The 17,917-nt window shown below is 47.7% G+C and carries 20 protein-coding genes; 10 read left to right on the top strand and 10 right to left on the bottom strand.

The window, feature by feature from the left end:
- Positions 1-413 precede the first annotated feature (413 nt).
- The 6 genes from pgl (at position 414) to Q5691_RS25550 (ending at position 5,022) form a co-directional block, all read left to right on the top strand.
- On the top strand, positions 414-1,133 hold the full coding sequence (gene pgl, locus Q5691_RS25575; RefSeq protein ID WP_333347856.1) for a 6-phosphogluconolactonase: 720 nt from the start codon (positions 414-416) through the stop codon (positions 1,131-1,133).
- A 551-nt stretch (positions 1,134-1,684) separates the two neighbouring features.
- A complete protein-coding gene (locus tag Q5691_RS25570) occupies positions 1,685-2,476 on the top strand; it encodes an FHA domain-containing protein (protein WP_333215921.1) in 792 nt (263 codons plus the stop codon).
- Between the two features lie 82 nt (positions 2,477-2,558).
- Positions 2,559-3,050 carry an FHA domain-containing protein gene (locus Q5691_RS25565; RefSeq protein ID WP_333215923.1) on the top strand — a complete coding sequence of 164 codons (492 nt, stop codon included), beginning with the start codon at positions 2,559-2,561 and terminating at the stop codon, positions 3,048-3,050.
- A gap of 55 nt (positions 3,051-3,105) precedes the next feature.
- A complete protein-coding gene (locus tag Q5691_RS25560) occupies positions 3,106-3,843 on the top strand; it encodes a PRC-barrel domain-containing protein (protein WP_333215925.1) in 738 nt (245 codons plus the stop codon).
- Between the two features lie 280 nt (positions 3,844-4,123).
- Positions 4,124-4,573 carry a hypothetical protein gene (locus Q5691_RS25555; RefSeq protein ID WP_333215927.1) on the top strand — a complete coding sequence of 150 codons (450 nt, stop codon included), beginning with the start codon at positions 4,124-4,126 and terminating at the stop codon, positions 4,571-4,573.
- The gene (locus Q5691_RS25550) at positions 4,570-5,022 is read left to right on the top strand and encodes an FHA domain-containing protein (protein ID WP_333215929.1); all 453 of its coding nucleotides are present in this window, start codon (positions 4,570-4,572) and stop codon (positions 5,020-5,022) included. The genes Q5691_RS25555 and Q5691_RS25550 overlap by 4 nt, the downstream gene beginning before the upstream one ends.
- A 141-nt stretch (positions 5,023-5,163) precedes the next feature.
- On the opposite strand, the gene Q5691_RS25545 is transcribed toward Q5691_RS25550, so the two are convergent.
- Positions 5,164-5,742 carry a DUF1997 domain-containing protein gene (locus Q5691_RS25545; protein WP_333215931.1) on the bottom strand — a complete coding sequence of 193 codons (579 nt, stop codon included), beginning with the start codon at positions 5,740-5,742 and terminating at the stop codon, positions 5,164-5,166.
- Between the two features lie 208 nt (positions 5,743-5,950).
- On the opposite strand from Q5691_RS25545, the gene pheA reads away from it, so the two are divergent.
- Positions 5,951-6,877, top strand: coding sequence for a prephenate dehydratase (pheA, locus tag Q5691_RS25540; protein ID WP_333215933.1), 927 nt, complete (start codon positions 5,951-5,953; stop codon positions 6,875-6,877).
- A gap of 50 nt (positions 6,878-6,927) precedes the next feature.
- Positions 6,928-7,572, top strand: a complete 645-nt coding sequence (locus Q5691_RS25535; protein ID WP_333215935.1) for a pentapeptide repeat-containing protein — start codon at positions 6,928-6,930, stop codon at positions 7,570-7,572.
- Between the two features lie 33 nt (positions 7,573-7,605).
- On the opposite strand, the gene Q5691_RS25530 is transcribed toward Q5691_RS25535, so the two are convergent.
- The 9 genes from Q5691_RS25530 to rpsL all read right to left on the bottom strand — a co-directional run bounded on the left by Q5691_RS25530 (position 7,606) and on the right by rpsL (position 15,815).
- A complete protein-coding gene (locus tag Q5691_RS25530; RefSeq protein ID WP_333215937.1) occupies positions 7,606-8,544 on the bottom strand; it encodes a PspA/IM30 family protein in 939 nt (312 codons plus the stop codon).
- A 215-nt stretch (positions 8,545-8,759) separates the two neighbouring features.
- Entirely contained in the window at positions 8,760-9,401 is a 642-nt protein-coding gene (locus Q5691_RS25525) for an LON peptidase substrate-binding domain-containing protein (RefSeq protein WP_332977659.1), read from the bottom strand.
- Positions 9,402-9,599: 198 nt separating this feature from the next.
- Complete coding sequence (locus Q5691_RS25520; RefSeq protein ID WP_333215939.1) at positions 9,600-10,061, bottom strand: DUF5615 family PIN-like protein; 462 nt, start codon at positions 10,059-10,061, stop codon at positions 9,600-9,602.
- Entirely contained in the window at positions 9,988-10,308 is a 321-nt protein-coding gene (locus tag Q5691_RS25515; protein ID WP_333215941.1) for a DUF433 domain-containing protein, read from the bottom strand. Before Q5691_RS25515 ends, Q5691_RS25520 begins: the two co-directional genes overlap by 74 nt.
- A gap of 233 nt (positions 10,309-10,541) precedes the next feature.
- A complete protein-coding gene (rpsJ, locus tag Q5691_RS25510; protein WP_006632193.1) occupies positions 10,542-10,859 on the bottom strand; it encodes a 30S ribosomal protein S10 in 318 nt (105 codons plus the stop codon).
- 210 nt (positions 10,860-11,069) lie between these two features.
- Positions 11,070-12,299, bottom strand: coding sequence for an elongation factor Tu (tuf, locus tag Q5691_RS25505; RefSeq protein ID WP_242724596.1), 1,230 nt, complete (start codon positions 12,297-12,299; stop codon positions 11,070-11,072).
- A 101-nt stretch (positions 12,300-12,400) separates the two neighbouring features.
- Entirely contained in the window at positions 12,401-14,473 is a 2,073-nt protein-coding gene (gene fusA, locus Q5691_RS25500; RefSeq protein ID WP_333215943.1) for an elongation factor G, read from the bottom strand.
- A 345-nt stretch (positions 14,474-14,818) separates the two neighbouring features.
- Positions 14,819-15,289 carry a 30S ribosomal protein S7 gene (gene rpsG / locus Q5691_RS25495; protein WP_006632196.1) on the bottom strand — a complete coding sequence of 157 codons (471 nt, stop codon included), beginning with the start codon at positions 15,287-15,289 and terminating at the stop codon, positions 14,819-14,821.
- A 145-nt stretch (positions 15,290-15,434) separates the two neighbouring features.
- Positions 15,435-15,815: a 30S ribosomal protein S12 gene (gene rpsL / locus Q5691_RS25490; protein WP_006632197.1), complete on the bottom strand. Its 381-nt coding sequence runs from the start codon at positions 15,813-15,815 to the stop codon at positions 15,435-15,437.
- Positions 15,816-16,269: 454 nt separating this feature from the next.
- On the opposite strand from rpsL, the gene Q5691_RS25485 reads away from it, so the two are divergent.
- The gene (locus Q5691_RS25485) at positions 16,270-16,473 is read left to right on the top strand and encodes a hypothetical protein (protein ID WP_333215945.1); all 204 of its coding nucleotides are present in this window, start codon (positions 16,270-16,272) and stop codon (positions 16,471-16,473) included.
- 322 nt (positions 16,474-16,795) lie between these two features.
- Positions 16,796-17,650: an Npun_R2479 family HD domain-containing metalloprotein gene (locus tag Q5691_RS25480; protein ID WP_333059034.1), complete on the top strand. Its 855-nt coding sequence runs from the start codon at positions 16,796-16,798 to the stop codon at positions 17,648-17,650.
- The last annotated feature ends 267 nt before the right edge of the window (positions 17,651-17,917 follow it).

Below are 17,917 nucleotides of genomic sequence, written 5' to 3'. Positions count from 1 at the left end.
GACCTTGACGGAGTTTGTAGGGGTGTTTTGACAGCGCCTTCAAGAATTACCTTTTGGTAGTTTCTTTAGAATCCCTGCTGCTTCAGCGCAGGGAGTGTCAAATTTATAGACTTTGCTGTGCGGGACGGCTCGGAGTCCCAAAAAACGCTTTTTACTTTCTGCCCAGATGCTCCGAGTACGATCGAACTTTTGATTGAAAGTTGCGAAAGCTGAATGCAACCGGTGAAAATCCATAAAGCACTGGTAGAAATATGTCTTGCTTTCCTTAAATCAAGGGGCATAAGATGATAAAATTTTATGGGATGCTGTGCCAGACCTGCCGGGTCTGTCAGCCGATCGACCTCAAACCAAAATGTCAATGTAAAATTGGCAATTGCTGAGAACAAAGCCCAAGAAAAGTTGAGAGGAAATTAATGAAAAAAGTAGTTGAAGTATTAGCAAATCGGGAACAACTGATAGATCGATCGCTGGAGATTGTGCTGTCGAAAATCTCAGAAGCCATAGCAGAACGCGGACTTTGTACGATCGCCGCAGCGGGCGGAAGCACACCGGAACCCCTCTACAGAGCGATCGCAGCCCAAGACCTGGCTTGGGACAAAATTCACGTTTTCTGGGGCGACGAACGCTATGTTCCCCCAGAACACCCAGACAGCAATCAAAAAATGGCGCGGCTCGCATGGCTCGATCGAGTGAATATCCCCGCCAGCAACATTCACCCCATGCCCACAAGCGCCGGCGACCCCGCAGCCGACGCTGCCGCGCACCAAACCGAATTGCAGCAGTTCTTCAAAGTATCAGAGGGCGAGTTTCCTGCCTTCGACATCATTTTATTGGGTATAGGAGACGACGCCCACACAGCCTCTCTATTTCCCGGCACAGCAGCCTTGGAAGTCCGCGATGCCCTAGTAACTGTCGGTAACAAAGACGGTCAACCCCGCATTACCTTTACAGTCCCCTTAATCAACCGGGCCCGGTGCGTCATATTCATGGTCGCAGGAGCCAGCAAACAACCCGCCCTAGCTCAAATTTTTGCCCCCGCAGCCGACGAAATGACCTATCCAGCCAGACTCGTTGAACCAGAAGGCGAACTTTGGTGGCTGCTCGATGCGGCGGCTGGCGAAGCAGTAAAATAGCCGACAGAGCGGCAAGCGTGCCAACACAGTCAGCATTATCACTAACTCAATCTTGCCCATCACAGCTAACGTCACGGCGTCAGCTCAGTTGCTAGTATTAGAAGCAATATAAGAATTGTGGCGGTTAAAGTTAAAATTTGACCATATACACGAGTATTTTTGTCAGGAACCTCAGCCTAAAGGCATGAGGCTTGGAAGAGAAATCTAACAAGCCATTCTGACCAGCCTAAGTCTTAACTGACTACGTTTTGTGAGTCACGACACCCTGGGATACGAAGCTAGTCCCTTGCTCTGTCGCTAGTGGTTAAACAGTTCTAAGGTCACTGGAACAGTCCTGCTAGCCTAACAAGCTCCCTAAACATTGGCGAAGCTAACTTTACCCCAGAAATGGGAGATTGAGGACAACCATATCCTCACGGGGGGGCAACCATACCCCTACCCCGCAAGGGGATTCAATTCAATGTAAAGCCGTCCTGTAAGGACGGGGTTTCAGACCCAACGACTTTTGATGAGGCTGATTTAAAAATCTGGCCGATAGCAAGGAGAAATCGATGATTGTCTGTCCCAATTGCAATCACCAGAACCCCGACGGGGCCAGCCAGTGTGAGGCTTGCTACACGCCTTTACCTGTTACCGCAAGTTGCTCGAACTGCGGTGCAGCAGTTCAGACAGATGCAGCATTTTGCGGTCAGTGTGGCTTTAATTTGCGTCCGGGTTCCATAGTTCCAGAAGTTGAGGTGACAGTACCGTCCCCCTCGCCTGTAGGCCCGACAGTGGTATCATCACCGGCGCCGGATTTAGTGCCACCCGATCCCCTGATGCAAATGGAACCTCTAGTTACCCTGAATAAGGGGCTTAACTTGGAAAAAACTCCTGCCAGCATTCCGACGATTCCAGATCCCCCGCCTTTGCCCTCGGTTCCTGTTACAACTGAATCGGTGGCAACACCAGTAACTATCTCTCCTCCGGTTCCGGGCTTACAGCCAGCAGGTGTAGCTAAAACTCAACTGCAACAGCAGTCGGCGCGCCTGCTACACGTTCAGACAAATACCCCGATGGAATTGCCTCACAGTCTGGCTGTGGTTCACATAGGCAAGCCAAATGATTTAGTGCCACCGGATATTGATGTTTCGGGATTTGCTAATTCTGAGATAGTTTCTCGGGTACACGCAAATCTCCGGGTGGAGGGAGATGCTTGCTACCTAGAAGATGTAGGCAGTTCCAACGGCACTTACGTCAACAATACTCCGCTACCCAAGGGAAACCGCCACCGGTTGCGACCGGGAGACCGCATCTCTCTGGGCAAAGGAGACCTGGTTACGTTTTTATTTCAAATCTCTTAGAGCGAGTTTGGATTGGGCGATCGAAAGTCTAAAATCTAAAATCGCATCTTGAGGCGCTCTACCAAAACTCAATGCAGCCAATGTGATTAAGCTGACCTTGCTACATCCACTCCAGTCTATACCCGTCCGCAGTTGGATCTTTGAAGACGAGCAGGTCGTCCGGATCGGGCGTTCGACCGAAAACCACGTCGTTCTTTTTAGCGCTGTGGTTTCTCGTCGCCACATCGAATTGCGGCGCAGCGGCATAACTTGGGAACTGATCAATTTAGGTACCAACGGCACTTACCTCGATGGTAAGCCGATCGCTAAGGTTCCCATTGTGGACGGTCTGATCGTTCACTTGGCTCGCTCTGGGCCGAAAATTCAAATCAACGTAGGCCCGAATCAGTCCTCAGTCCAGTTAGGACAAATTAGCGTCAAGCCTAGGGAGGCTAAGGAAATTCACGCTCCCTCGGGCGGCGTGCACATTAGCACGATTCCTGTTTCCGAACACAAAGAAGTTGGCAATTCCAGGGAAGAGGAGGAGTTAACCCAGGCAGATAATAATCGCCATTATTCGGAAGAAGAATATTAAATCGGCTTCTTTGGACGATCGACATTTTTCAAAGGCGGCACTCAGGAGTTTATTTATGAGTACATCACCACAGATTGTTAGGCGCAGCGAACTGCAGGGCCGCCGCACCATCGACCGCAGAACGGCGGAAGAGGTCGGCAGGGTAGATCGGGTTTGGCTCGATGCTCACTCCCAGCGGGCGATCGGCTTTACTTGCAAGTCGGGACTTTTGGGCAGCAAAAAAACTTGGTTCGCTTGGGCACAAGTTGATACGGTGGGGGAAAATGTTTTTGTCACCATTAACCCGGAACTGCCGGAATTGCATCAGCCGGAACAAGCTGTTTGTCCGATCGGGCTTGAGGTGCTCACGGACGCTGGAAATCAGGCAGGTACAGTGGTTGACTACCTATTTGATGCCCGGACGGGTTCAGTCACCCACTACCTATTTAAATCGAGCGGCTGGCGCGGTGTTTTAGACGACATTTACTTGTTACCTGTGGCAGCTATTTCGACCATTGGCAGCAAGCGGGCGATCGTCTCTGAAGCTGCTGTATCGGAACCAGTGCAGTACGCGGAGGGACTGCACAAAAAAGTCGGTCTGGTAGCAGAGTTTTTACACGAAGATTTCGACAGAACTCTCAAAAATGTGGCCGGTGTGAAGCGGGGCGCTCAAAGTCTGGCGGAAAAATTCCAAGATAAAGCTCTCGAAGTCAGGGATGTAGCTCAAGAAAAAGTTGCAGAGTTGAAACGGCAAAGGCAAGAATCTGTCCAGCCAGAGCCGAAACCGGAGCCGCCTGACTCAGATTTAAGCTGAAGTTTGGCCTTCCCGCTCGTCGGGGGACTAATTGCCGATCGCATTTTGGGGCCGCGCGCGCGAGGAAGGTCGATCGGTATTTTCGCTATGAGAGATTGATGCGTTGTCGCTTAAAATTCCAGTGCTGCTCAAAGCATTGTATTTTAAAGGTATCGCATCAATAAGGAAAATGTTAGCAATTCAAAAAGACCTATGCTGTTTGATACAATCAACAAGTATTTTATCTAGAAACCCCAGGATTAATAATTGGTTAACTTCTTTCTTTATAAACAGAAAGTCGTTGAGCAGTGACCGTGGCCCGATCGAGAACACGAATCAGCGGTGCAACCAGCACGGGTCTGATTTAAATTCTCTGGTTCATCAGCGGGAAAAGGATTATTTAGCCGATCGAATTGAGCGGCTCACCCATCGGCAGAATCGCTCCCTCACAAACCACATTAATCAAGCGGTTAAAACCGCCGTCCATCACTGGGAAGTTCACCCGACTAATCACATCGTGTTTGCTTGTTACCGAGGACCGCAAAAATTTGCGCCTGCGCCAAAAGCTCACCCTCAAAAGTTGCTTCAAATGCCTCAAGCAGCCAAAAGTTCAACTTTTACGGCAGATAGAGGGAATAGGGGCGCACTGACGACGCCTTTAAAAAGCAAATTTTTTGCAGTTTTCTCCCAAAAAATCTCTCTGGAAGTATCCCCGTTTCAGTCTGGCGGTGGAGTGTCAAAACATCAGTGATTACCTTAACTCTTTTACATCCTATCCAGTCTGTCCCAGTTCAAAGTTGGTGTTTTGAATCAGAACCGGTGGTTCGGATCGGTCGATCAAACGACAATGATGTAATTATTTACAGCGCTGTAGTTTCCCGCCACCACGTAGAACTGTGGAATCACGCTAATGGCTGGGAAATTATTAATTTTGGTGCTAACGGCACTTATGTAGATGATAGACCGATCGCTCAGGTGTCTGTTGTGGACGGGATGACAATTCGCTTGGGCAATTCCGGCCCAAAAATCAGGATTCGGGTGGCCGCAGCGCATCAACCGGGCAAAATAATCAAGCCACCGCAGCGCGAACTCCGCCAAAAGGACGAAGTTTCAAAAGACAGGTCAACACCTTGGCCTGGGGGCGTGGGAATAATCGAAGACGATGAACATGGGGGGCTGACTCACATCGATCTTGACTGACCGGCAGCTATCTCTCCCTGCTGGCTAGTTCCAACAAAGCGACCGATGCCCAATTCGAGCGTATAACTAATATTTTGGTAAGTTGCCTGATTTGTGCCTAAATATCCCTATACATTAATTAACAGCTTCTCTAGTAGGATTTCACCCTTCTAAAGATAAGATTGGGGGGAGATCGATCGATATTAGCTCACTTTCGCTGTTTGCCCAGCGGCGGTAATCTAAGAGCAACTGGTGCATCAACCGCTGTTTGACGCTCAGCAGTACGCTCTTGAGCAAAGCGTTCCCCGTTGCTTCTAAAATGGGTTTGGGCGTCAGCCAAAACGGCGGCGGTAATTCTACTTGCACTTCCAAATCCGCTTTTCCTTTCAAGTATGCTACCCCGCTGCTTTGGTGTACACAAAGCTTTCCTTTGAGATTGAGAGCAAAGCGATCGTTTATATAACCCACGCCACGAATTTCGCAGGCCACGGACTCCAAATTGATTGTGCCATCCGACTCAGACCACACCCTCATGTCTACTGTGGGTTGAATGCTCAGCATCATAAATTGTAACGGTCGCATTTTCAGGCGGAAACAGTCATCGCTTAGCTGTTGTGTGCGACTTTGATCGACCAGGGCGTTCACCAGTCGTCTGGGCTGGCGTAGATAATGTTGAATGGGAACCCGTTCCTCTGGTACGGCGATCTCAACGGATTGGGAAGCATTAAAGCGGATATACATGAGAAAATATCAAAATATAGGATTCCTAAGCATATCTTAATAAACTATCACCTTTTTTAAGGTGACATAAGTCGCGCGCTAAGTCGCGAACCCAGCAATGTCATCCGAGAAATCACTGATAAAAGCTTTCGGGACATCGCTAATTTTTCATCATACTTCGTAGCTGATGAGAGTAAAGCAAACATTTGTAACCTAAAATTGCCTCTAAATGAAAATTTCTATCGCACATCTCGGCCCTGTTGGTACAAATGCAGAAACAGCGGCTCTAGCTTATGTCAATTGGTTGAGCCTGGAAACTAACTTGGAATGCACCCTGTGTCCTTATTCCACCATTTCCCAAGCGCTAGAGGCATCTGCCGTAGGGCAGGTTGACTATTCAGTTGTGCCCGTCGAAAATTCGATCGAAGGCAGCGTGACTGTAACCTTAGATACACTCTGGCGACTCGATCAACTCCGCATTCAACACGCCTTAGTTTTGCCAATTTCCCACGCCTTAGTGTCTAATGCCAAAAATTTTAACGAGATTCAAAAAGTTTACTCTCACCCGCAAGCGCTAGCTCAGTGTCAGGTATGGTTGGGGCAGTTTATTCCCTCAGCTCAATTAATTCCGGCGAATTCTACGACGGAAGCATTGCAATATCTGGAAGATAGAAATGTAGCAGCGATATCTTCGCCAAGAGCGGCTGAACTTTACAATTTGCCAGTGTTAGCTCAACCCATTAATGATTATCCCGATAATTACACTCGATTTTGGGTACTCAGCAGGAGTGGGAGAGAAATCGCCAACGTAGAACCAGGGGAGCGCTCATCCATTAAATCCATTACACAATCTGCTTCTAAGTTGATCCTCGATGCTTCACCGTCTAATTGCACCCATACCTCACTAGCTTTTAGCGTACCTGCCAATATGCCAGGAGCACTTGTAAAACCTTTGCAAGTATTTGCCAGTCGTGGTATTAATTTAAGCCGGATTGAATCTAGACCTACTAAACGATCGCTCGGAGAATATATTTTCTTTATGGACGTTGAGGCTAACGCCTGCCAAGCATTTGTTCGATCAGCACTGGAAGAATTAAAAAATCACACCGAAACTTTAAAAATCTTTGGTTGCTACAGCTTACTGTCAGTAGTATAATTTATTTTTATGTACTATACTTTTTAAGTAAAACTTAGGAGGCTGGCGAAATGAATGCTGATGAACTTCTCAAGCGATACGCAGCCGGAGAAAGAAATTTTCATGAAACCAACTTGAAAGAGGCTTCTTTGCGAGAAGCTTTCCTAATTCATATTAATCTAGCCTGCGCGAATCTCAAAGAAATAAATTTTGCTTTGGCCAACCTAGGGCAGGCAAACTTAATAGGTACTAACCTCAAGAATGCTTGCCTTGTGATGACAAAACTCAATGGGGCAAACCTGAGCCGAGCAGATCTAAGTTTCGCAAGATTAACAGGAGCTGACCTGATTGAGGCAACACTGAAAAACGCAAACTTGAGCGACACCAAAATGATCGGTGTTGATTTGAGCCGATCCTCATTGTACGCTGCCAATCTAATGGAAGCAAACCTCATAGATGCTTGCTTGGACAATACAAACCTCGAAAAAGCCAATCTAAGCGAGGCTAAACTGCGGGGAGCGAGTCTCAGAACAGCCAACTTGAGAGGCGCTTTTTTGTGTGAAAGTAACCTTGAGGGCGCAGATTTGAGAGGAGCTGACTTGAGGGGTGCTAATTTGAGCGGGGCATTTTTGTGTGGCGCTAATCTCGAAGGAGCTAAGCGAGATAAGAAAACAATTTTCAGTGGGACAATACATTTTTGCGTCAGACAAGTTTGAGTTCACGCAATATATAACCGGAGAGTCCGACAACTAAGGACTAAAAAATATACTATTGACTTGGCTGAAAGTGAAGTCTATTTGCTGCTGTACCTTAGCAAAATGAAGCTGCATCTTGAGGATCTCTTTCTTGGAATTGGCTTGAGCAATCTTACTTTCCAAAGCCAGCAAGTTGCGATTGAGAGTTTCTACTCGCACAGTTTGGTAGTCTAAGTCAATTTTTAGTTCTGCGGCCTGATCGACTTGAACCTGCTGGCGAACTACGGCGAGGCGGATTGAATTCTTATCCTGTGTCTGAAGAGCTAGCAAAGCTCGCTGCTGCCACTGGTTGGCTTGAGATTCAGCTTGATTGTACAGCCACTGAATCCGCAGTTGGGCGGAAATCGCACTGGCAACAGCCTGACGCAGTTCTTTGAGAGGTTCCTGAATTTCTAAGATTAATAGTTCCCAAAGATTCATCAGTTCGCTGGTAAATTCTTCCCGTTCTACAGAGGCTACCAGCGCTTCTAATAGCAACAAATTTGGTTGCATTTGCTGCGTAATTGTCTCAAATATTAACTGTGCTTCGGACATTTGCCGATCGTAATTTTTTTCTGAGACTGCACCGGATGAGTGCTTTAATATTTTTTCCGTGCTGTCTACCTCAGCTTCTGCATCTGAACTTGAAGCTACAAAGGCCTGTAACTTTTCGCGGGCGATCAAATTAAGCCTTTGTCGAAGCAAATCGCAGGCCGCCCGCTGCACTGGCCCTGTTTCGCTTTGACAAATCTTGATGACTATTTTTAAGCCAGCATCGCCGTAATTGAGTGCCTCTCTCAGGGCGGCAATTCGATGTTCGTTGACAGAACTAGACAGCCGATGTTTAACTCCTGCTAGTCCGCCAAGCACTACACCGCCCACAGGAGGTGGCAGTTGACCGCCTCTAACTGCATCGTATGGTTTCGGTTGGCCGTGATTTTCTAACACAAGCATTTACTGCTATAAGGAACCTATCCGAACCTGTTTGAAGTTAAGAATTGAACAGATACCAGTTCGCAAAAATAATGGAACTGTAAGCGCGCGATCCAAACCCTTAGTTCATCAGTAAATCAAAAATCAAAAATCGAAAATCGAAAATCGAATGATTTGTGTGTAATTCTTTCTGCAATGCAGGTCAAATAGATCGTACTTTTTCCTAGACCAATTGGCTACTTGAGTGTATCTTTCAGTACAGTCCTCGCTGCCAAGTGATTGCGAGTAGAAGTCAAAATTTCGGTTTCGCGTTCCAATCTCGCAGCAGTATCTTGCAATTCTAAAAGAGTTTGCTGTTCTGTCGCTGCGCCGTAAAGGTAGCTGGCTACCCAGTACGACAATTCTGTAGGCAAACTGGGAATGTCTTCGGGCAGGTCGATCGGCTGATCCATCAATTTGCTGGAGAGGCGAACTACATCTCTCAGCAGTTGTTCGACATCTTTTCCCAAAGGTCTGAGGTCTTGTTGTGGCGGTTCGTCTTCGATCCATTCTACTAGACCAACTAAATACGGTTTTTCCCGAACGGCGTCCAGGACTCGGAACCGCTGCTGGCCGAGAGTCATAATTTTCATGCGATCGTCGGGCAGGCGCTGGCAGTGAATCACTTCGGCGCAACAGCCAACGGCAGAGACTTTGTTTTGGTTGGGGTCCCACATGAGTACACCGAAACGCCGATCGCCCTCCAGAATCGTATTCATCATGATTCGATAGCGAAACTCGAAGATTTGCAGTGGCAGCGGTCTACCTGGAAATAGAACCACTTCCGGCAACGGAAATAAGGGGAGTTCGCGAACTGCTACAGAGGAAGAGGATGCCATTGTCGCTCAAAAGTGACGGTACTTGCGCTTATTTTTCTTACTTTAACTGATTAAAGGCAATTCCGGGCGGGGGTGAGGGGCGATCGGGGGAAATGCGACGCGGGCGATCGAGACTTTCGGCTGATGCGTAGGATCAGAAACCGGGTTTTCCTCAAAAATCCTTGGTTGTTACCCAGGTTTTTGCTTGGTGTGGGTGAATTATCGCGCGTACTCTTGAACCACAAAAACCGGATGACTCAACCCACGCTGATTCTGCTTTTTGATCCGAATTAGGCGATCGAGCAACGAATCAACTTGCTGAAGATAGGCATGAAGAATAGTAACTTGTCCCAGGTAATCTCGATCGTCTTTACAAACAATAATTCCTGCGTGGCGATCGCCACCACGGTGCAGCGCCACAAAATCATCGCGATTGAAGCTAATTACCGCCCGATTTTGTGCAGTCGCAAAGCGCAGAACCTCGTCATCAGGAATTCCTTGATTTGCTTGACCGGCATCATAAGAAGTTAAAACATCACTGTCAAGACTACGTAAATGCTCGACCATTGCGATCGGGAAATTTTCATTGGAATAAAGCCTCACCCTTTCAATCATCGGTTTGATGAGAAATAATAATACGATCGATTTCTTCGCGGTGGCGATCGTAATAACGCCAAGCATTCTCTAGATCGCGATCGTCCAAGACTGGATAATTCCGAAGTAACTCAGCCTCATCAGCCCCCTGTTGGTGAAGCGAAACGAGTGTCCAAACAGGAATGCGGGTGTTGCGAATCCGGGCATTTCCTCCACAGACTCCAGGCGTACTCTGAATCGCCCTAGCTGAAAGTTTTTCTTGGAACAACAAACTCTCTTCAGGTGTCAGCGATTCAATGACTTGAATTAAGGAGTCAACCAACTGAATGTTCATAGCTGGTAATTGAAGAAATATCGAATAGCCATCGCTCAAACCATCATAGCAAATTTCTCTAAAAAGAAAAGAATCTTATCAACCATTGCATTACCAGCAAGGCAGCTTACAACACCTCGATCGTATTCTCAACTTTAAAACTGGTTTCTGACTATCCTTGCATCCGGGAATGAAAAAAAGGAACAAAGTATTTTTCCCTTGTTCCTTTTTTTGTTATTTTCCAAGCCCTCAATCTACAGCTTGACTTCGATATCTACGCCGGCTGGCAAATCCAGTTTCATCAAAGCGTCAATTGTTTTTGCCGATGGCTGGTGAATGTCGATAATCCGACGGTGCGTGCGGGTTTCAAAGTGTTCGCGAGAATCTTTGTCTACGTGGGGCGATCGCAGCAAGCAGTAAATCCGCCGCTTTGTCGGTAGGGGAATCGGGCCGATCGCTGTGGCTGCTGTCCGATTTGCTGTATCTACAATTTTTTCGCAGGATGCGTCTAGAATTCGGCGATCGAAAGCTTTGAGGCGAATGCGAATTTTTTGCTGTTGAATTGTTGCCATTTTTGTTTCTTGAATTTTCGAGGTTCAGTTTATTTTTAGTCATTAGTCATCAGTCATCAGTCATCAGTCATTTGTTATTTGTTATTGAACATTTAACCCATAACTACTAACAACTGGCCACTAACCTATAACTACTCACTACTCACTAAATAGCAGAAAAGCCTATTAATATTTGGTGGCTTTTCTGCTATTTAAGCTGTTATGCGAGTCCTACTTGAGGATTTTGGAAACAACGCCGGCGCCGACGGTGCGGCCGCCTTCGCGGATAGCGAAGCGCATTCCTTGTTCGATCGCGATCGGGTGAATCAACTCCACGGTCATTTTGATCCGGTCACCGGGCATCACCATTTCTGCTTCAGTACCGTCATCAGCCGTGAATTGTGCGATCGTGCCGGTCACGTCAGTGGTACGGACGTAGAACTGAGGGCGATAGCCAGAGAAAAAGGGCGTGTGCCGGCCGCCTTCTTCCTTCTTCAGGATGTACACTTCAGATTCAAACTGAGTGTGAGGCAGGATGCTTTTCGGCTTGGCAATCACCATTCCGCGTTCAATATCCGCCTTTAAAATCCCCCGCAGCAGTAGACCAACGTTGTCGCCGGCCAAACCTTCTTCCAGAGACTTGGTGAACATTTCCACACCAGTCACTGTAGTGCTGCGAGTGTCCTTAAGACCCACCAATTCTACTGTTTCGCCGACTTTGATGGTTCCGCGTTCGATCCGGCCAGTGGCGACAGTACCCCGACCAGTAATCGAGAATACGTCTTCAACTGCCATCAAGAAAGGCTTGTCAACTTCGCGTTCTGGGGTGGGGATGTAAGCATCTACTTCTTCCATCAGCTTGTAGATTTTGTCAACCCACTCATTTTCGCCCTTGACTGTCTTGGGATTAGCAAGCATCGCTTCGAGAGCTTTCAATCCCGAACCTGTGACGATGGGGATGTCATCGCCCGGAAAATCGTAAGAGCTCAAAAGTTCGCGAACTTCCAGTTCTACCAATTCCAACAGTTCAGCATCATCCACCATGTCTTCTTTGTTCAAGAAGACAACCAAGCTGGGAACGCCAACTTGCTTAGCTAGCAGGATGTGTTCGCGAGTTTGAGGCATAGGGCCGTCTGCCGCTGACACTACTAGGATGCCGCCGTCCATTTGAGCTGCACCGGTGATCATGTTTTTCACATAGTCAGCGTGTCCGGGGCAATCTACGTGAGCATAGTGCCGACCTGTGGTTTCGTATTCCACGTGAGCAGTATTAATCGTAATACCCCGTGCTTTTTCTTCTGGCGCAGCGTCGATGTCGGCGTAGTTCTTAGCCTTTGCTTGACCTAGTGCAGAGAGAGTCATCGTAATCGCGGCGGTCAAAGTTGTTTTGCCGTGGTCAACGTGACCGATCGTGCCGATGTTTACGTGGGGTTTATTCCGTTCAAATTTTGCGCGTGCCATTCTTGATCTGTTCCTTGTTTTTTTTAGCGATTTTAGACTTGAGATTTTAGATTCTAGACTTTGGATTCAATCCAAAATCCAAAATCTAAAATCCAAAATCATTAGTTCCCTTTGTTCTTAGCGATAATGGCTTCAGCCACGTTTCGCGGCACTTCTTCGTAATGGCTGAATTCCATTGTGAAGATGCCTCGACCTTGGGTTTTCGAGCGGATGTCGGTGGCGTAACCAAACATTTCTGCTAGTGGAACTTTTACAGAAACTTTGGCTATCCCCTGATCCGTCTCTTGACCTTCGATCTGACCCCGACGCGAGTTGAGGTCTCCGATGACGTTCCCGATGTAATCTTCAGGAACTTCAACCTCTACTTTCATCATAGGCTCTAGCAGCACTGGCGACGCCTTCATCACGGCTTCTTTGATCGCCATTGAACCGGCGATCTTAAATGCCATTTCTGAGGAGTCTACGTCGTGGAAAGACCCGTCTACCATAGTAGCTTTGAGGTCAATCACGGGATATCCTGCTACAATACCTGATTCGCACGCTTCTTTCATCCCTTGTTCTGCCGGGCCGATGTACTCTTTGGGTACAGTGCCACCAACAATTTTGGAGACAAATTCAAAGCCGCTTCCGACTTCGGTGGGTTCTAGTTCGATCACGACGTGACCGTACTGACCTTTACCGCCACTTTGGCGGATAAATTTACCTTCGGCGCGGACGGATTTGCGAATGGTTTCACGGTAGGCTACTTGTGGCTGACCCACGTTCGCTTCTACTTTGAATTCCCGCAGCATCCTGTCAACCAGGATTTCCAGGTGCAGTTCGCCCATACCGGCGATGACAGTCTGGTTGGTCTCTGGGTCAACGTTGACTCGGAAGGTGGGGTCTTCTTCCGAGAGTGACTGGAGGGCTTTGGAGAGCTTCTCCATGTCTTGTTTGGTTTTGGGTTCGACAGCCACCGAGATGACTGGCTCTGGAATAAACAGAGATTCCAGAATCACTGGCGCTCCTTCTTCGCAGAGGGTGTCGCCGGTGAAGGTGTCTTTCAAACCCAAGGCTGCTCCCAAGTCTCCGGCTCGGAGTTCCTCAACTTCTATCCGATCGTCCGCTTTGAGTACAATTAGGCGAGAAACCCGCTCTTTTTTGTCTTTGGTGGAGTTCAGGACGTAGGTTCCTTTTTTGAGGATACCGGAGTAGACGCGAACAAAGGTCAGGCGGCCGTAGGGGTCAGCCATGATTTTGAAGGCCAGGGCTGACAGCGGCGCGTTGTCGTCGGCAAACCGCTCTGCTGTGTCGCCGTTGGGCAGGAGTCCTTGAATTGGAGGAACTTCCAAGGGCGAGGGCAGATAGTCGATGACTGCATCCAACAACAACTGAACGCCTTTGTTTTTGAATGCCGAACCGCACAACATCGGGACGATCGTACCTTCTACAGTGCCCTGACGCAGGGCCAAGCGGATTTCGTCTTCCGTTAACTCTTCGCCTTCGAGGTATTTCTCCGTGAGGGCGTCGCTGGTTTCTGCTACGGACTCGATCAGCTTGGTGCGGTATTCTACGGCTAGATCCTTTACTTCATCGGGGATTTCTACTTCCTCGATGTCGGTTCCCATGTCGTTGTTGTAGATATAGGCTTTCATGTGCACTAAGTCTACAATTCCCCGGAAGTTTTCTTCACTGCCGATCGGGATTTGGATGGGTACGGCGTTCGCTCTCATTCGATCGCGAATTTGGCCGTAGACTTTGTAGAAGTTTGCCCCCATCCGATCCATTTTATTGACGAACACAATCCGGGGTACGTGGTACCGATCGGCCTGTCGCCAAACTGTTTCGGATTGTGGCTGCACTCCCCCTACCGAGCAGAACACTGCGATCACTCCGTCGAGCACTCGCATTGAGCGTTCGACTTCGATCGTGAAGTCTACGTGTCCGGGAGTGTCGATGATGTTGATTTTGTAATCTTTCCAACTGGTGGTGATAGCAGCGGCAGTAATCGTAATTCCCCGCTCCCGCTCTTGCTCCATCCAGTCAGTGACTGCTGTTCCCTCGTGCACTTCACCCATCTTGTGAACCATGCCTGAATAGAACAGAATTCTTTCAGTTGTTGTTGTTTTGCCCGCGTCTATGTGGGCTGCGATGCCGATGTTGCGAGTTTTTTCTAGCGGGACGGTACGTGCCACAGCTACCTCCTTAATCTTGTGTTGCTGTTATAATACTATTATACTACACAGTAACCCTAGTTTGCACTCCCCAGTGACTTACAAAAGTCTCTGGAGCTTATTGTTACATTTTAATATTTTTTGCAAGATTTGTTTACAAAAATATTAAGGATGCGACATGGAGGATTCAGAGAGTGCATGAATTTTGAGTGCATGAATTTTGATTTTGAGAGTTTTGAGTTTGCTTCACCAATCGCAACTGCGCCAAGAGAAGCAATCTCAACACTCAAAACTTACACTTTCCAATTTCTCACCCGATGCTTTTATATCGAACGATCGCGCTCTTCTCCATGCCCGTTGTTGCAGTTAGTAGCGGTAGTGAGCAAAAGCCTTGTTAGCTTCAGCCATACGGTGAGTTTCTTCGCGCTTGCGAATAGCACTCCCTGTTTCGTTAGCTGCATCCATCAGTTCGTTGGCTAGCTTGGCTGCCATCGAGCGTCCGGTGCGGGCGCGGGCAAATCTGATCAGCCAGCGGAGGGCGAGGGTGGTACCGCGATCGGAACGCACTTCCATCGGCACTTGGTAGGTGGCGCCACCTACCCGGCGGGCTTTGACTTCGACCAGGGGTGTGGCGTTTTTGACTGCTTTTTCAAACAAGTCTAACGGTTCAGCCCCTGTGCGTTCTTGGATGGTTTTGAGGGCGTCGTAGACGATGCTGGAGGCAACGGATTTTTTGCCGTGCTGCATGATCCGTCTCACCATCATGCTTACCAACCGGCTGTTGTAGGTTGGATCTGGTGGAACTGGACGTTTTTGAATAACTGTGCGGCGAGACATAGTTCTATTTGGGATTTTTGATTTTGAATGATTGAGTTTGGGGTTTTGGGATCACATATCGATTTATGACGATCGAGCGTGCAATTGAGCGGCGCGATCGGATTTATTTTTGCTTCCCTACCCCGACGATCGGGCGAGTTCCGTGTTATTTTTTCTCTTTAGGACGCTTGGCCCCGTATTTGGAACGACCCTGCTTGCGGTCTTTCACCCCAGCGGTGTCTAATGTACCCCGAATGATGTGGTATCTAACTCCGGGCAAATCTTTTACCCGACCGCCCCGGATCATTACTACCGAGTGTTCTTGCAAGTTGTGACCGATCCCAGGGATGTAGGCGGTGACTTCAAAACCAGAGGTCAGCCGTACCCGAGCCACCTTCCGCAGCGCCGAGTTGGGTTTTTTCGGGGTGGTCGTGTACACTCTGGTGCAAACTCCGCGGCGCTGGGGGCAACTCTTGAGAGCTGGCGATTTGGTTTTTTTCTGCGTTTGTTCCCGTGCTGAACGGATGAGTTGCTGAATAGTGGGCATGAGTTACGGCATTTCTAGCTTTTTGCTGAATATAGTGATTTGGCTGTATCCGCACTGAAAGTCCCTTCCCCTCTGGGGGGACGGGATGAATGAAAATAATTATGGGTAAGTGAGGATACCAGACTCTGTATTGTACACGACGCGTGTTTCTTTGGCAAGAAATTTGCGCGACCCGCGCTCAAACTTTCTTCCTTGCTGCAAGTTGGGAGGGGGCGAGCGCAACGGGAGAATGGTATGTGACATCCTACAATTTGGGCGCAACTATAATGATTTTCACAGCCGTCAGCAAAATTTATGACATCGCAATATCGCGCTTTTTCGCTCAAATTACCATTGTTAGGAGAGGTGCATTAACTCCAGCCTGGGATCGCATCACAGTCTATAGCCGATCTACATCACATAAAGTTATCTAAAATTGCCGGACAATAAGAAATATACATTGAGTTGACTGCAGATGACAACCAAAGCTTATATTCCTGAATATAAAATTTCCGAACTTTACTTGAACATTTGGAAATCCGGTAAGATCGATCGGACTGTGCTCCAGCAAATTCAATACGCAATTAATTCTCACAGTTTAAAAAGTTCAGAGGATCGAAAAATTGTCACGAGGCTGCTTTATGCAGTACGGCGGGGATGGGTGTCAGTGATGGACTGAGTTGCTTGGGAGTTTTGAGTCAGGGCGCGAGATTGCTTCGTGACTCCCCGGGCGTAGCTGCGTCAAAGAGTTTTGAGATTGCCACCCACTTGCCACCCACGGAGCACAACACACACGGGGTGCATGAGTGGTGATACCAATTTACTATGAAGCTGCATTTAATATAACGCTAAGGATATAGTTCCAACCAAAAAGACATCAGCCTCATTTAGTGTATCTTCATAGTGAATTGGTATGAGCTAAAATCTCATCCATAAAAGTAGACGAATCCCCAATAGATGCACCGCTCTTAAAAGGAAATATTAAGCTAAAAGGAAAGGGTATGTTTAATTCTACAGAACTGCTGATCGAGGCTTTTATCGAACAACTTCAGAACGGGTACAGCCGCACTTACGGAGGCTACAAATCAGACTATGCTGACATTATTGCCTGGGTGGGGGCAATGGCGTTAGAAAACATCGCCAACAGCGATGCTCTTTATCACAATGTAGAACACGCCATTTGCATTAGCTTAGTCGGTCAAGAAATCTTGCGGGGAAAACACATTCGCAAGGGCGGAGTTTCCTGCGAAGATTGGCTGCACTTCATTATTTCTTTGCTGTGCCAAGACATCGGATATGTCAAAGGAGTTTGCCGGCAAGACCAAGAATCAGAAGGATTATATGCTACGGGAAAAGATGGCATGAGAATTGCACTTGCTCCCGGTGCAACAGCCGCTAGCTTAGCTCCTTACCGAGTTGACAGAGCCAAATTGTTTATTGACGAGCGCTTCGGCAACCACAAGCTAATTAATGCTGAGATAATTAAGCAGAACATAGAACAGACTCGTTTCTCGGTGCTTGACGGCAACACTGACGAGGATGCAGGTAATTATTCTAGTTTAGTGCGCGGTGCTGACTTGATAGGTCAGCTCAGCAACCCGCAATATTTGCAGAAAATTGGCGCGCTGTTTTACGAGTTGGAAGAAAGCGGTGCTACTAAAGTTTTGGGCTATCGACATCCGGGCGACTTGCTGCAAAGCTACTCTAAGTTTTACTGGAGCGGCATTTATCCTCACATCAGTGAATCTCTCGGTTACTTGCAGTTGACGCAGGAAGGCAAACAGATTGTTGCTAGTTTGTACGCTAACATATTTCGGATGGAACACCAACGTTGCGATTCTTCTGAGGTTGCTTGATTGCAAAAGTGAGTTCAGCAGTCAGCAGTCAGTTGTCAGTTATCATTGGTTATGTGTAGGTGCTAATAACTAACAGCTCATAACGAATAAAAGAGCACAAATTACCAATTATCACCAATTCCATATTACCTAAGTGTATTTCATCCAAATTAACTAATTTCCTCATCCATTTCAGAATGATATCTGGGACCTGTCGGGGCGACAAGTCGCCTATAACGCTGATAGAATAAGCCTCATAGCTCTTATGCCTTGTTGATAATTAGGTAG

This window comes from Microcoleus sp. w1-18aA5, from assembly GCF_036701705.1.
Lineage (GTDB): Bacteria > Cyanobacteriota > Cyanobacteriia > Cyanobacteriales > Microcoleaceae > Microcoleus.
The sequence above is the reverse complement of the archived record's forward strand: the minus strand, read 5'-3'. Positions and strand labels throughout refer to the sequence as shown.